Raw genomic sequence first — 14,491 nt, 5'->3', positions numbered from 1 at the left:
ACACTCCTCACCTGACACCAATCTGTTTTGCACTGGCCATTTGAGTGGCAGTCAGATCACATCGGGCACGCCCCAGCGCCTGAAGCCTGATGGTCCTGGTGCATTCGTGGCCTGCTGATGGGCCTGCAGGATGTCTGTATCAAACATCAGATACTGATTATCCGAATCAGCAACCAGTATCCCGAAAACTTTTTCCCACACGCCTGCATGGCACCAGCGGTTAAAGCGGGGATACACTGTCTGCCATTGACCATACCGCGCAGGCAGATGGTGCCAATACGCGCCCGAACGCAGGATCCACAGGCAGCCATTCACGAACAGGCGGGTATCCGCTGCCCCATGATCCGCATCACTGAATTTGCCGGGCAGGAGGGGCGCAATAAGCGCCATTGCGGCGTGCTCAACTCGTAACGCCTTATCCCCATTCCAAATTCCATGCGCCAGGAAGACAGCGAAATCATGCTGCCTTATGCTGCCATCATGGCAGCGCGCACGGCAAATGGCACACTGCCACATAAAGGGCCTGTTAGTGCCCCTCCCCGCGCATGCGGGCTTCTTCATCGGCTTTTTCCTGTTCACGCACCCGGCGCCGCGCCCGCGCGCGCAGCCACATCCACGCGCCCGTGCCCAGCATGACCGATCCCGTTACGCCGCATAGATACATCAGCATCGGGTGACGTGAGAGGAACCAGTCCACCCACATCCAGAACGGCAGGTGCCCCACGCTATAGGTGGGCGAGGTGCGATAGGTGGTCAACTGGCTGCCGTTTTTCAGCACCAGATCGCCCTGTATCTGCGGCAGCACCCTGCTGTCATGCAGGCTGACCACGAGTTCATGAATCCGGCCGCCATCATCACCAATCAGCGCCAGGACCGACCGATGCGCCGCATAGGGTGATTCCGCCCCGATCATGAAGGCCGCACCCTTGACGGGGGCATCAAGGTTGGCTGTCACGCCATTGCGCAGGCCAGCGCTATCCCGGTCCTGAAACAGGTACCAGATGCCCTGCAGCCCCATGTTCTGCCCGACGGCGAGATGGTTCTCATCAATATGATAGGCCGAACGTGACAGCAGCGCGGCAGCCTCTCCCATCTGCCGCACCGGCGCCAGCAGGATCACATCGCCCGAAGGGGGTTTGTGCGCGACCTCATCCGTGCTGGCCAGATGCACGCCCGCGACCGGATAACCCGTAATCGACCCAAAAAAGCCCATCAGGTCCAGATAGGCGCCAAGCGTGTCGTGATCAGGCGCGCGGGGCATCACCACCGTGGTCTCGCCCAGATCGGCCATGCGCGAGAACGGAAAACCGATCTCGGCAAAATAGGACAGGTTGGGCAGCATGGTGAAATGCACCCCACGCCGGAAATCGAGCATGGAATCCGAATCAACCGCCATCTGCACGTCGCCGGGCGTGCGGCGGCATGCGCCAAAGTCCACCGGGCGGGTATTGAAGCTGAACTGAAGGTCATTCTGCCCGAACAGAAGCCAGGGCGGCATGGCGGTGACATGCCCCATGGCGCCTGCGTGCTGGGTCACCATCCGCTCCGACCATGCCTGCCACAGGCTGTTGGGGCGTAGCGAATAGCTCTGGATATAATTGTGGTTGAGATGGATATCGAGCCGCGATGCATTGAGGTCCATCACTGCCCCATCAGGCGCACGGATCCACAGATCCATCAGAAAAGGCAGTTGGTGCCAAGTATACAGGTCGGGCGGCAGATGAAAGGGCACATGCAATGGCGCCCCGACAAAACCCGATGCCTGCAGGTCGCTTGCGGCCACGAGTTCGCCCAGCCGCACCGGCCGGTCGGTGGGAATGAACGCAGGCGCGTCATAAGGCTTGCGCGGGCGCAGGGTGACATCCCGCACCACGGTGGACGGAACATCACCCAGCGTATCAGGCGAGAACACCAGCTTGCGCGCCGCGATCTCGACTTCCTTCGCATTACGCCCGGTCACGACAAGGATGGTCCCCCATCTGTCGGCAGGATTGGCCATTTCCAGCAGGGTTGGCCCTGCGGGCATGTGGCCCTGGTCATCAACCGCCAGGTTCTCGCCAATCTCGATGGCATTGCCCGTATCAGGCAGGGCGGATGATACGGGAAAGGAAATCTGGCGCGAACCCGCCATCCTGCCCAGCCACGAGGCCACGAGCCCCGCCCCGCGCAGAACCTCCGGCACGGGCGTGGCTGCGGGCAGGACAACGGGCACGCGCATTGCTGTCTGCAATGCGGGGTCAAAGAAAGGCGCAGGCAGGCGGGCAAGCGTGCGTTCGGGCGCAATGCGGGCGGTGGTGAGGGTAATGGTGGACTGGTCCGATATCTTGGCCCACAGCACATCATTATACAGGTCGTTACAGTCGCGCCGGTATTCACCCGCAAAGCGGAAGTTGAGCTTGCTGTCCTCGGTAAAATACAGCGGGTCTATTGGGAACTCGATCGGCCCGAAGGTCGGGTGCGTGGGATCAACCCGGATCGTACCGACATACTGCTCATTGAGTGTGACGTTGACGGCAGAGGCTTCAGGCAGAAGCGAAGGTGAAATCGCGCCTGACAGGCTCAGCGTCGCGTGCGTGACCACGCGGTTGGCCGGCACCACCACATCAAGCCCCTGCAGCGGAGAGATGCCGGTCAGGCTCAGCGGCCCGTTGACCAGCCCCATGTCGCGAAATGAAATGGTGCGCGTGACCTCGGTATCGGCGATGCGCCCGGCAGCGGCGGCATCCACCGGCTGCGGCACAGGCGACAGATCACCGGAATTGCTGTCGCCCCACGGCGTAGTGGACGATACGCCCGTGCGGTCAAAAACCGTGGGGTGCGCGGGTTCATCCGCCATGGCGGGAAAGACCGCCAGCATGAGGGATGCTATCAGCGCGCCTGCAGTACCGCGTATGCTGCTGGGATGAGTGGGGGGCACGATCAGACTCTTCTTTTCCAGTTTTTCTTCCTCTTTCTTCCCTCCGGCTTCCTTCTCATCCTCGCTATCGCCTGCGGGGCTGATATTCCACAGATATGGCGGCGCAAGCAGCCCCCCGATGCTTTTGATAACCTGATAGATACTGTTAAGCGGCCGGTCATCCTTGAAGTCGGCCCAGTTATCCCATGCATCACTGCGCCCGAATACCATGCTCACAACCTGCCGTTCCTCTTCCAGCGTCTCGATCTTCCATTGCAGGTGCAGCCATGCGCCGCGCTGGCCCAGAATGCGGGTGGGCACGGCCACTTCAATGCCATCCTCGGGGTGGGTATAGCGCAGTTCGATATCAACGGGCGTTTCAAGCTTGGCGGGCAGGTTGAGCGTAACGCCCGCCCCGCCAAGCGAGATATCGGTTGTATGGGCATGAAAGACATCGCCATTTTCAAAACAGACATCAACCGGCAACTTGGCCCGCACGCGTGGCGCATGGCGGATCTGCCGTGTTTCCCGCCCCACCGCAATGGAGGCCAGCACCACGATCAGGCTGATGGTGATCCACAACGTATTGAGCGCGAAGGACTGGAAAGCCAGTTTATCGTGATAGTCGAACACCATGCCGAACAGGCCACGCACCATGCCGCCAAACAGGACCAGCGCCATGATGACATTGGGATACACCGCGCTGAAATCAAAATAGCCCCTTGCCAGCAGGCCGCCCTTGTCGGTCACGTTGAACTGGCCCTTGTGCGGCTGGAGCAGGGTCACGATGGTGATGCGCACCAGGAATAGCGCAAGCGAGGTTTCGTAAATCTCGCTCCAGAAAGAATAGCGCCACCGCCCCTCGATGCGCGAGAGCGTCATGATGGAATGAAAGATGTGCGGCAATGCATAAACCGTAATGCCAAACGGCGAGGCCGCGATGATGTTCTGCCCCAGAAACAGGAACGCCAGCGGCGAAACCAGAAAGGTCACTCGTGGTATGGCAAACAGGAAGTGCGACATGGCCGACAGGTAACACAGCCGCTGCTCCCACCGCAGGCCACGGCCGAGCATGGGGTTATCGAGCCGCATGATCTGGAGCATGCCGCGCGCCCAGCGCACGCGCTGCCCGATATGCAGGATCAGCCGCTCGGTGGCCAGCCCGCCTGCCAGCGGCTGGCGCAGATAGGCGGTGCCCCACCCCTTGCGCTGCATCTTGAGCGCGGTATGCGCATCCTCCGTTACCGTCTCGGTCGCGAACCCGCCCACGCTGAGCAGGGCTGAACGGCGGATGGCGGCGCATGAACCACAGAAGAAGGTGGCATCCCAGAAATCATTGCCGTCCTGCACCAGGCCATAGAACATGTTGCCTTCGGGCGGCACGTCATAGCCGGCGGCCAGATTGCGCTGGAACGGATCGGGGGAATAGAAGTGATGCGGTGTCTGGAGCAGGGCCAGCTTGGGGTCGGCCACCATCCAGCCAATGGTCTTGAGCAGGAACGAGCGCGTGGGCACGTGGTCGCAATCGAAAATGACCACGAATTCGCCTTTCGTGATCTTCATCGCATGGTTGAGATTGCCCGCCTTGGCGTGATTGTTCTCGGAGCGGATGATGTAGCCCGCCCCGGATTCCTTGGCGAAGTCATGGAACGCCTTGCGCCGCCCGTCATCGAGAATATAGACGTTGAGCTTGCCTTCGGGCCAGTGCAGGTCCATGGCGCCGAGCACGGTTGAACGCACCAGTTCCAGATCCTCGTTATAGGAGGGAACGTACACATCCACCATCGGCCAGTCATCAAGGTTGGCTGGCAGGCGGTGGGGCTTGCGGTGCAGGGGCCACGACATCTGGAAATAGCTCAGGCACAGGGTCGAGAGTGCATACCCTTCCGCCACCAGCAGCGCGACTGACAGCACGATCTGGAGCGAATTGCCAAACTGCACCGTGCTGCCCAGCCGCCAGATCAGGTAGCGGAAGGATACGAACAGCGACAGCATCATGAGGATGCAGGTAATATGCCGCCCCGGCCTTTGGTTGAGAAAAAAGAACAGCCCCACCGTGCCAATGGAAATGCAGCCCTGCTGCACAGGCGAGACGCTAACCCCCCCTACCGAGACGCAGATGAGCGCACCGCCCGCCATGAGCAGGAAGATCAGCCCCCTCTGCGCGGCGGGCGTGGCCATGAATGCCGCCCCGCCCCACTTCAGCCATAATTCCCTGAACATGATTAACAACCAGATTACCCGAACATAAAGCTCTACAATACGTATATGCACGCCCAAGGGCGCGCCAGAAGCCCCTGCGGGCAACAGGTTGCCCATCGTGCTACGGCTGCGCCCTGTTCCCTATAATCGATGGCTCCACAAAAAAAGAATGTGTCTGTTAGGCTTTTCTTAACGAGCCGGAACAGTAAATGAGCAGCCCCCATCACTGCAAGATATTATCCGGTTTTTTCACTTATTTCACAATCGGATGGCACAGATACGCCGCGCTGTTTATTTTGCCAGTATAAATATTGCAACCTGCAGAATACATTTTATATCAGGCCCTATTTATAATTTTATTAAATGATATAGCATCAATTAATTCATAAAAATACTTTATCCAGCCTGCAACAACCCATGCAAAAAGGCGCCCGACCAGAGGCCAGGCGCCTTTTTTCAATCATGCCGGGTGCCGTGGCCCACCTGCATGCGCAAGGCGGGCCATGGCCGGGTCAGACTGCGCGGCGGCCACCGCCACCGGAGCGGTTGCCACCGGGGCGACCACCCCGGCCACCGGCGGGCGGGCGACCGCCACCGGCAGGACGACCGCCGCCACCGGGGCGACCACCACCGGGGCGGCCACCGCCGCCGCCACGACCACGACCGCCGCCACCGAGCACGGGCGGGCGCATGGTCGAGTTCTCGGCGGTTTCCGAATGGTACGGATGCTCGGACACCACGGGGATCTTCTTGCCGATATTCTTTTCAATATCACGCAGCCAGGCGCGCTGCTCGGCATCGCACAGCGAGACCGCCCAGCCTTCACGCCCCGCGCGCGCCGTACGCCCGATGCGGTGCACATAGCTCTCGGGCACGTTGGGCAGGTCGTAGTTGAACACGTGGGTCACGTCATCCACGTCAATGCCGCGGGCCGCGATATCGGTCGCCACCAGCACCTTCACATTGCCCGAACGGAAGCCTGACATGGCGCGCTCACGCGCACCCTGCGACTTGTTGCCGTGAATGGCCTCGGCGGTGATGCCGTGCTCGTTGAGGAAGGTCGCGACCTTGTTGGCCTCATGCTTCATCAGCGTGAACACCACGGCGCGCTCGACCTTGGGCGAGTCCACCAGCAGCTTCAGCGCCTCGCGCTTGTTGCCGGTATCGACAAACATCACGGCCTGACGGATGCGGTCCACCGTGCTGGACGGCGGGGTGACCTGCACCGTGGCCGGGTCGCGCAGCAGGCCGTGCGCCAGGTCCGATATGGTCTTGGGCATGGTGGCCGAGAACAGCAGGGTCTGGCGGTCGGTGGGCAGGGCTGCGACAATCTTGCGGATATCGCGCACGAAGCCCATGTCGAGCATGCGGTCGGCTTCATCAAGCACCAGCACTTCAAGGCCGGACAGATCGACATGGCCCTGACCCATCAGGTCAAGCAGGCGGCCGGGGGCGGCCACGAGCACGTCCACGCCACGACGCAGCGCCTCGATCTGGCGGCCCTGCCCCACGCCACCGAACACGACAGCGTGGCTGAAGCGCATGTGGCGGGCATAGGATGCAAAGCTTTCCCCGATCTGGGAGGCCAGCTCGCGCGTGGGGGCCAGCACCAGGGCGCGCGCGCCCTTGGGGTGGGCACGGCCCTTCTCGCGGAAAAGACGGTCAAGGATGGGCAGCGCGAAGGCCGCGGTCTTGCCCGTGCCGGTCTGGGCCAGACCCAGCAGGTCGCGCCCTTCCAGCAGGTAGGGAATGGCGCCGGCCTGGATGGGGGTGGGCGTGGCGTAGCCTTCCTCGTCCAGTGCCCGCAGCAGGGGCTCTGCAAGATGAAGATCGGCAAACGTCGTTGTCATGAATGGCGCCTCCTGGCGCAAAAAAACGGGGCAGCGACCCTTTGGCGGCGCTGCATGCCCGGGTGGCGAACCGACAGATGAATCCGGAACCGGACCCCATATGCATGGGGACGTTCGTTCTGTCGTCGCAAGGATATCATGTAAGGAATAAAGGCCGGTCCAGTCTGCTTATGGTCGTGTCCCCCGCGTCAAGGACACGTGCAATCCTAGCCAGCACGGGGAACAGGCGCGGTCCGTTCCCAAGCGTGATGCTCTATCGCGTTGCGGGCCCGACCGCAAGCTTTTAATGCGCCCCCCTGCCCCCGGCTTCAGCGCGGGGGAAAGCGGTCGGTCAGGATGACTTCGCTGTCAGGCAGCTTGCCCACACGGGCGCGCGCCTCCTGCGTGCCCCTGCCGATCACCACGAACATCGCCACCACATGGTTGGGCGGCAGGTTGATCAGTTTGCCCACGGCCTCATAATCAAAGCCATCCATCGGGCAGGACTGGTAGCCCATGGCGGTGGCGGCGAGCATGAGCGTCTGGGCGGCAAGGCCGCAGCTGCGCATGGTCTCGTCCTGCTGCACCCATTCGCGGCCTTCGTAATAGCTGGTGATCTTCGCTGCCATCTGCTGCCTGACCGCATCGGGCGCGCCATTGAAGTAGCGGGCGGGGTCTTCCTTCCACGCATCGCGGTCGGCGCACAGCACGATCAGCACCGAGGCGTCGGTCACGTGCGGCTGGTCCCACGCCACCTTGCGCAGTTCACGCCGCAGGGCCGGGTCTTTCACCACCACGAACCGGCAGTGCTGGACATTGAACGCCGAGGGCGCCATGCGGGCCGCCGAGAGCAGGCTGCGCAACTCGGCATCGCTGATCCGGTGGTCGGGGTCATAGGCGCGGATGGCGCGCCGGGTGCGAATGGCTGCGAGTGTGTCCATGGTCGGGTCTCCCCCTCGTGGCGCGTCAGGGGCGTGGGCCGTCCTTGCGCCGCAGCAGGAACAGCGCCTGTTCGCCAAACAGGTTGGCCAGCCGGATCGAGCGCCGCCACGGTGCGCGCTCGCCGTCTTCATCAACGGCCATCCATTGCTGCACACCATAACCCTCGTCTCGGCACAGCGTCAAAAAGTCGAGAATGGTGCATGGGTGGATATTGGGTGTGTCGTACCACGGCCTGCTCCACACGCTGGTCATGGGCATGCGCCCGCGCGTGAGCAGTTGCAGGCGCAGCCGCCAGTGGCCAAAATTGGGGAAGGAGACGATGGCATACCGCCCGATGCGCAACATCTGGCGCAGCACCTCGCGCGGGCGCTCGACGGCCTGGAGCGTGCGCTGCAGCACCACGTAGTCAAAGGCGTTATCGGGGTAATGGGCCAGGTCATGATCCGCATCGCCATGCATGACCGGCAGGCCGTGGGCGACCGAGCGGGTCACTTCCTTCATGTCGATCTCGATGCCACGCGCGTCGCAGCCGCTATTGCGGAACAGGTAGTCGAGCAGCGCGCCATCGCCGCTGCCCACGTCGAGCACGCGGGTGCGGGGGCGGATCATGCCGGCGATGAGTCGCTGGTCAAGGCGCATGGTCAGGCAATCCCGGCATGTTCGGCGGCTCCACACAGGAAACCACGGATGGTACGGTCAAAATCCGGCTCATCAAGCAAAAAGGCATCATGGCCCTTGTCGCTCTCGATCTCGACAAACGACACGTTGGCCGCCACCCGGTTCAGCGCGCGCGCCAGTAGCCGCGACTGCGAGGTGGGGAACAGCCAGTCGGATGAAAACGATACGATGCAAAACCGCGTGCGCGTGCCCGCAAACGGGTGCGACATATCGCCATCATGCTCGGCGCCGAGGTCGAAATAATCCATGGCGCGGGTGATGGTGAGGTAGGAATTGGCATCAAACCGCCGCACGAAGGTCGAGCCCTGGTGGCGCAGGTAGCTTTCCACCTCGAACATCTCGCCAAACAGCGAGCCCGGCGCCCCTGCCCCGCCCTTACCCGGCTCATGGCGCACGCGGCGGCCGAACTTGCGGGTCAGCGCGGCCTCGGAAAGATAGGTGATGTGCGCCATCATCCGCGCCACCGCCAGCCCGCGCGCCGGGATCTCTCCACATTCCCAGTACCGCCCGCCATGCCATTGCGGGTCAGCGAAGATGGCCTGACGGCTGACCTCGTTGAACGCGATGTTCTGGGCGGAATGGAACGGCGACGTGGCAATGGGCATGGCCGCGAACACACATTCGGGGTAGGTGGCGGCCCATTCGAGCACCTGCATGCCGCCCATCGAGCCACCAACCACGGCCAGCAGGCGGGTAATGCCCATATGGTCAACGAGCAGCTTCTGCGCACGCACCATGTCGCGGATGGTGATGGGGGGAAAATCCGTGCCCCACGGCTCCTGCATGCCATCGGGCAGCACGCGCGGGCTGCGCGGCCCGGTCGTGCCCATGCAGCCGCCAAGCACGTTGCAGCAGATGACAAAGAAGCGGTCGGTATCGATCGGCAGGCCGGGCCCGACCATGCGGCTCCACCAGCCGGGCTTGCCGGTGAGCGGATGCGGGTCGGCCACGTACTGGTCGCCCGTCAGCGCATGACACACCACGATGGCGTTATCGCGCGCGGGCGAGAGCGTGCCATAGGTGCGGTACGCCACGTCAACGGGTGCGAGATGGAAGCCACAGTCAAGCGGCAGGCCCTCGGCAAAGGTTACGCTCTGGTGCGACAGGCTGGTGGCGGGAATGGCGTTGTCCATTCTGTATCCGGCGTTGCATGAACAGGAATGATAAAAAAATGGCAGCCCCTGCGTATGACACCGCCGCCCTGCCCATGCAAGATTCATACGCAGGCGTGAACGCGGCACGCCATAGCCGCCTGCAACGCATGCGGGCATGGAACATCATCCGTTCACTGAAAAAGCGTCACCAGAAACCTTTCCATGATCAGTCAGTGCGAAAACTCTTGTGCCAGTCCCTGATAAAATCACGCTGCTGGCGGGCCGTTCCCACCTGCATGGGTTCAGCATGGTCAAATATATCCACCAGATCCGCGACACGGGCGGCCTGCCCCTTGTGCACGATATAGGCCTTGCGGCCGCCACACATGCTTCTGGCCATGCCCGATATGGTGGCATCACGCCGTGCACCGGCACACAGCAGGCGCACCCCGCCGTGTTCCATCTCATTCCACATGGCCCGGAAAGCGGTCCAGATATCAACCGCTTCATATCGCCTGAGCGTGCCGTCCGGTAACGGCAGTTCAATCAGCCCGGCCCCCTCCTTAGCAAAAATCCGTATGGATGTTGCCCTGATCGTGCCATCTGGCAGCATTGTCTTTATGCGTTTTTCTTCCATACTGGCACACTGCCTTGCGCACTGCGGGCCGGATGGCGTCCTTGCGCATCCGCCCCTAGAACTGCTCGACCTTGCCCACGCCTTCAATGGCCTTGATCATCTGCGCCACGCGCGGGGTCACGCGGTAGCGCTCGGCCAGGGTCAGTTCCACATCCTGCGTGGCCGCGAGCGATGGCATCAGGATCACCCGTCCACGCCCGCTGCCATGGCCAAGCAGCACATCGCGGATCGGCTCGATGGCCTCGGCCTGATCGAACCAGATACGCAGTTCGGCTGCCGCTTCCGCCGCGGCCTGTTCGAGTTCCATCACGTCGGATGCGGTAATGCGCAGCGCCTCGCCTTCCAGCTTGAGGTCGGCAGTGACCACCACGGCATTACCCGCCACCAGAATTTCGCGCGCGCGCGACAGCACCTCCGAAAAGAACGTGACCTCGCACCCGCCCGATGCATCTGACAGGCGCACCCACGCCATCTTGTTGCCCGTGCGCGTGGGGCGTTCCTTGCGGTCCACCACGCAGCCCGCGATCTTGACCCGCCCGATCCCGGCCTGCGCCGCCGCCTCCAGCCCCGTGGCGCGGATCGCGCCGAGCCTGCGCATGAGCGGGCCGTAAGAATCCAGCGGGTGCCCGGTCAGGTGAAAGCCGATGGCATCGGCCTCCATGTTCAGCCGCTCGAATTCCGGCCAGTCCGCACAGCGCGGCATGCGCAGCGGCTCGCGCTGCGCCGGTGCGCCACTGCCGCCACCAAACAGGCCGATCTGCCCGCTCGCCGCCTCCTGAGCGTTAGCCTGCGCGCGGCGCATGACGGTTTCGGCCGCCCCGCAGGCCTGCGCGCGATTGGGCAGGATGGTGTCGAACGCACCCGCGCGGGCCAGGTTTTCAAGCTGCATCTTGTTGACCTGTCTGGGGTCAAGGCGGGCGGCGAGATCCTCAAGGTCGGTAAAGGGTCTGTTGCCGCGCACCGCCACGAGCGACTGCATGGCCCCCAGCCCTACCTTTTTTATCGCCGCCAGCGCGTAGCGGATGCCGTAGGTCTCGCCATCGGGCAGTTTTTCCACCGTAAAGTCGGCGCCCGATGCGTTGATGTCGGGTGGCAGCAGCGGAATGCCCAGCCGGTCGGCTTCCTGCCGCAGGCCGGCCAGCTTGTCGGTCTTTTCCCGCGCCAGCGACATGCACGCGGCAATAAAGGCCACGGGGTGGTTCGCCTTCATCCACGCGGTCTGGTACGACACGAGCGCGTAGGCTGCGGCATGTGATTTGTTAAAGCCATAATCGGCAAACTTGGCCATGAGGTCGAACACCTCGGCGGCCTTGTCGCGCTCGATGCCGCGTTTCATCGCCCCTTCGGTAAAGATCTCGCGCTGGCGGTCCATCTCGGCGCGGATCTTCTTACCCATGGCGCGGCGCAGCAGGTCGGCCCCGCCAAGGCTGTAGCCCGCCATCTTCTGGGCAATCTGCATGACCTGTTCCTGATAGACCATGATGCCGTAGGTCTCTTCAAGAATGTCGCGGATTTCCTCGTGCGGCGGCTCCCACGCCTCGCCGTGCTTGCGCCTGCAGTAATCGGGGATGTTGGCCATCGGGCCGGGACGATACAGGGCCACGGCGGCGATCAGGTCTTCGAGCCGGGTCGGGCGCATCTGCTTGAGCACGTCGCGCATGCCAGCGCCTTCAAACTGGAACACGCCCGCCGTATCGCCGCGCGCCAGCATGTCGTAAGTCAGTTCGTCATCCAGCGGCAGGGCGGACAGATCGACCTCGATGCCCATGCCATGCAGGAACTGCACCGCGCGTTGCAAGATGGTGAGCGTGGTCAGGCCAAGGAAGTCGAATTTGACCAGCCCCGCCTGCTCCACGAACTTCATGTTATACTGCGTGACCAGCATCTCGCTCTTGGGGTCGCGATAAAGCGGCACCAGTTCCACAAGCTCGCGGTCACCAATCACAACGCCTGCGGCATGCGTGCTGGCGTGGCGGAACAGGCCTTCAAGCTGCTGGCCAATTTCCAGCAGGCGGCGGATGGCCTCGTCCTCGTCGCGCATTTCCTGCAGGCGCGGCTCGCCCTCGATCGCCTGCTTCAGTGTTACCGGCTGGGCGGGGTTGTTGGGGATGAGTTCGGCCACGCGGTTGACCATGCCAAACGGCAGGCCAAGCACGCGCCCCACGTCACGCACGGCGGCACGCGCCTGCAGCTTACCGAATGTGATGATCTGGGCCACGCGGTCCGGGCCGTATTCGGTGCGGACGTAGCTGATGACCTCATCGCGCCGGTCCTGACAGAAATCGATGTCAAAATCCGGCATCGACACGCGCTCGGGATTGAGGAAGCGCTCGAACAGCAGGTTGAAGGGAATGGGGTCAATATCGGTAATGGTCAGCGCCCACGCCGCGAGCGAGCCTGCCCCCGAACCACGCCCCGGCCCCACGGGGATGTCATGCGCCTTGGCCCACTGGATGAAGTCGGCCACGATCATGAAGTAGCCGGGAAATCCCATCTGCGCGATAATATCGAGCTCGAACGCCAGACGTTCCTCGTATTTCGTGCGCGTGTCGTCATCCACGCTCATGCGCGACAGGCGGTTTTTCAGGCCGGTGATGGCCATGTTGCGCAGGGTTTCATCCTCGGTCTTGCCGGGCTGCACCTTGGGGCACATGGGCAGAAGCGGCTTGCGCGTTTCCACCTGCACTGCGCAGCAGCGCGCGATCTCGAGCGTGTTGTCGCAGGCTTCGGGCAGGTCGGCAAAGAGTTCGCGCATCACCTCCGGCGGCTTGAACCAGTGCTCGGGGGTAACGCGCCAGCGCTCACGCTCGGCCATGGTGCGGCCCTGGGCAATGCACAGCAGTGCGTCATGCGCCTCGTACATGTCTGGCCGGGGGAAGAAACACTCATTGGTGGCGACCAGCGGCAGGCCCATGCGGTCGGCCATGGCGATCATGCCCGGCTCCACCGCGCGCTCGGCCGCCTGCCCGTGGCGGTGCAGTTCGACCGCCATGTGGCTGCCATAGGCCTCCTGCAGGCGGTCCATGAAACGGGCGGCCTCTTTCTCCTGCCCTTCGGCCAACATGTGAAACAGCGGGCCACGACTGCCGCCGGTAAGCAGGAACAGCCCGCCCGCGCGTTCGCATAGCTGGTCGAGTGTTACGGTTGGCTCATCCGTTTCGTGCTGCAAGAACCCGGCCGAGGACAGGAACTGCAGGTTGGCCAGCCCCTCCGGGTTGCGGGCCAGCAGCACCAGTGGCTCGGCGGGCATGCCGGGCTTGTCGCTACGCGACGGGAGTGCGAGCTGGCAGCCGATGATGGGCTGCACGCCTTTCTTGCCGCAATACTGTGAAAATTCGAGCGCGCCAAACATGTTGCCCGTATCGGTTATGGCAACGGCGGGCATGCGCATGTCATGCGCCAGCGCCACCAGTTCAGGCACGCGGATGGCCCCCTGGCTCAGGGAATAGGCGGAGTGGACGCGCAGATGGACAAAATCGGCATGGGACATGCAGCCAGTCTACCGCACTCGGGGCACGATGTGCACTCCCTTGACGTGACCGCAAAGCGGCGAAGGTGGCATGTGCCTGACCTTCCTGGCAGGCAGAATAACCGGGGCGCGGGCCTACGTATTCTTGTGCCCTGTCATGGTGCTGGCAGGGTCGGGATCAGGACGGGCCATGCGCCGTCCTGTCAGAAAAGCGTTGTAATCCGGTGAATGAAATTCATCATCGAGAGCCTGGCTTTATTCTCGATGGTTTCCTGTTCTTCGCGCTTTTTCTTTTTCTGCATGAATTTTACAATGTGGTTGATATCCAGTCCCGGCTCTTTTGCAAAAGGTGGTGTGCCTTCAAGCCTGAACAGGTTGTGCTGCAGCACATATTCATTTGTGAAAACAAAAAACTGTGCCTGTTCATGCATTTTCTTCATATGAAGAAACAGGTCATCCACATGCGTGGTGAATGAAAGCGCCGTATGTTGCTGAATGGCAAGGTTGTTATCTTCATACCAGATCGCATGCGCCCGTATGGAACCGTTCCAGTCGATCAGGAAACAGTCATCATAGATGCCCGGCTTGTCCGTATCGTAGCATCTGATCCACTTCAGCGGCAGGTTGTTCTCGTCACGGCCAAACAGTTCGATATGAAGATGTCTGTATCGTTCAAAATAACTCATACCCTCCCCCCGTTCTTTTCCCGACCATCGTGATACCACGAACCGCATCGCGCATGCG

At 62.3% G+C, this 14,491-nt stretch carries 9 protein-coding genes; all 9 read right to left on the bottom strand.

Annotated features, from left to right (window positions below; genetic code table 11):
- Positions 1-51 precede the first annotated feature (51 nt).
- Complete coding sequence (locus R5N89_RS04370; RefSeq protein WP_110568789.1) at positions 52-561, bottom strand: transposase; 510 nt, start codon at positions 559-561, stop codon at positions 52-54.
- Positions 527-5,119, bottom strand: coding sequence for a UDP-forming cellulose synthase catalytic subunit (gene bcsA, locus R5N89_RS04365; protein ID WP_110568790.1), 4,593 nt, complete (start codon positions 5,117-5,119; stop codon positions 527-529). Before bcsA ends, R5N89_RS04370 begins: the two co-directional genes overlap by 35 nt.
- Before the next feature lie 491 nt (positions 5,120-5,610).
- Positions 5,611-6,948 carry a DEAD/DEAH box helicase gene (locus R5N89_RS04360; RefSeq protein WP_110568792.1) on the bottom strand — a complete coding sequence of 446 codons (1,338 nt, stop codon included), beginning with the start codon at positions 6,946-6,948 and terminating at the stop codon, positions 5,611-5,613.
- Between the two features lie 308 nt (positions 6,949-7,256).
- The gene (locus tag R5N89_RS04355) at positions 7,257-7,868 is read right to left on the bottom strand and encodes a nitroreductase family protein (protein WP_110568795.1); all 612 of its coding nucleotides are present in this window, start codon (positions 7,866-7,868) and stop codon (positions 7,257-7,259) included.
- A 25-nt stretch (positions 7,869-7,893) separates the two neighbouring features.
- The gene (metW, locus tag R5N89_RS04350; RefSeq protein WP_078524387.1) at positions 7,894-8,508 is read right to left on the bottom strand and encodes a methionine biosynthesis protein MetW; all 615 of its coding nucleotides are present in this window, start codon (positions 8,506-8,508) and stop codon (positions 7,894-7,896) included.
- Between the two features lie 2 nt (positions 8,509-8,510).
- A complete protein-coding gene (locus R5N89_RS04345; RefSeq protein ID WP_110568797.1) occupies positions 8,511-9,680 on the bottom strand; it encodes a homoserine O-acetyltransferase in 1,170 nt (389 codons plus the stop codon).
- Between the two features lie 187 nt (positions 9,681-9,867).
- Entirely contained in the window at positions 9,868-10,254 is a 387-nt protein-coding gene (locus R5N89_RS04340; protein ID WP_354680699.1) for a hypothetical protein, read from the bottom strand.
- Between the two features lie 79 nt (positions 10,255-10,333).
- Complete coding sequence (dnaE, locus tag R5N89_RS04335) at positions 10,334-13,768, bottom strand: DNA polymerase III subunit alpha (RefSeq protein WP_110568801.1); 3,435 nt, start codon at positions 13,766-13,768, stop codon at positions 10,334-10,336.
- Positions 13,769-13,950: 182 nt separating this feature from the next.
- Positions 13,951-14,433: a hypothetical protein gene (locus R5N89_RS04330; protein ID WP_110568803.1), complete on the bottom strand. Its 483-nt coding sequence runs from the start codon at positions 14,431-14,433 to the stop codon at positions 13,951-13,953.
- Between the last annotated feature and the right edge of the window lie 58 nt (positions 14,434-14,491).

It is taken from the genome of Komagataeibacter sucrofermentans DSM 15973 (assembly GCF_040581405.1).
In the GTDB taxonomy this organism is placed as follows: domain Bacteria; phylum Pseudomonadota; class Alphaproteobacteria; order Acetobacterales; family Acetobacteraceae; genus Komagataeibacter; species Komagataeibacter sucrofermentans.
Note: the sequence above shows the minus strand (reverse complement) of the source record. Positions and strands in the feature narration are given on the sequence as shown.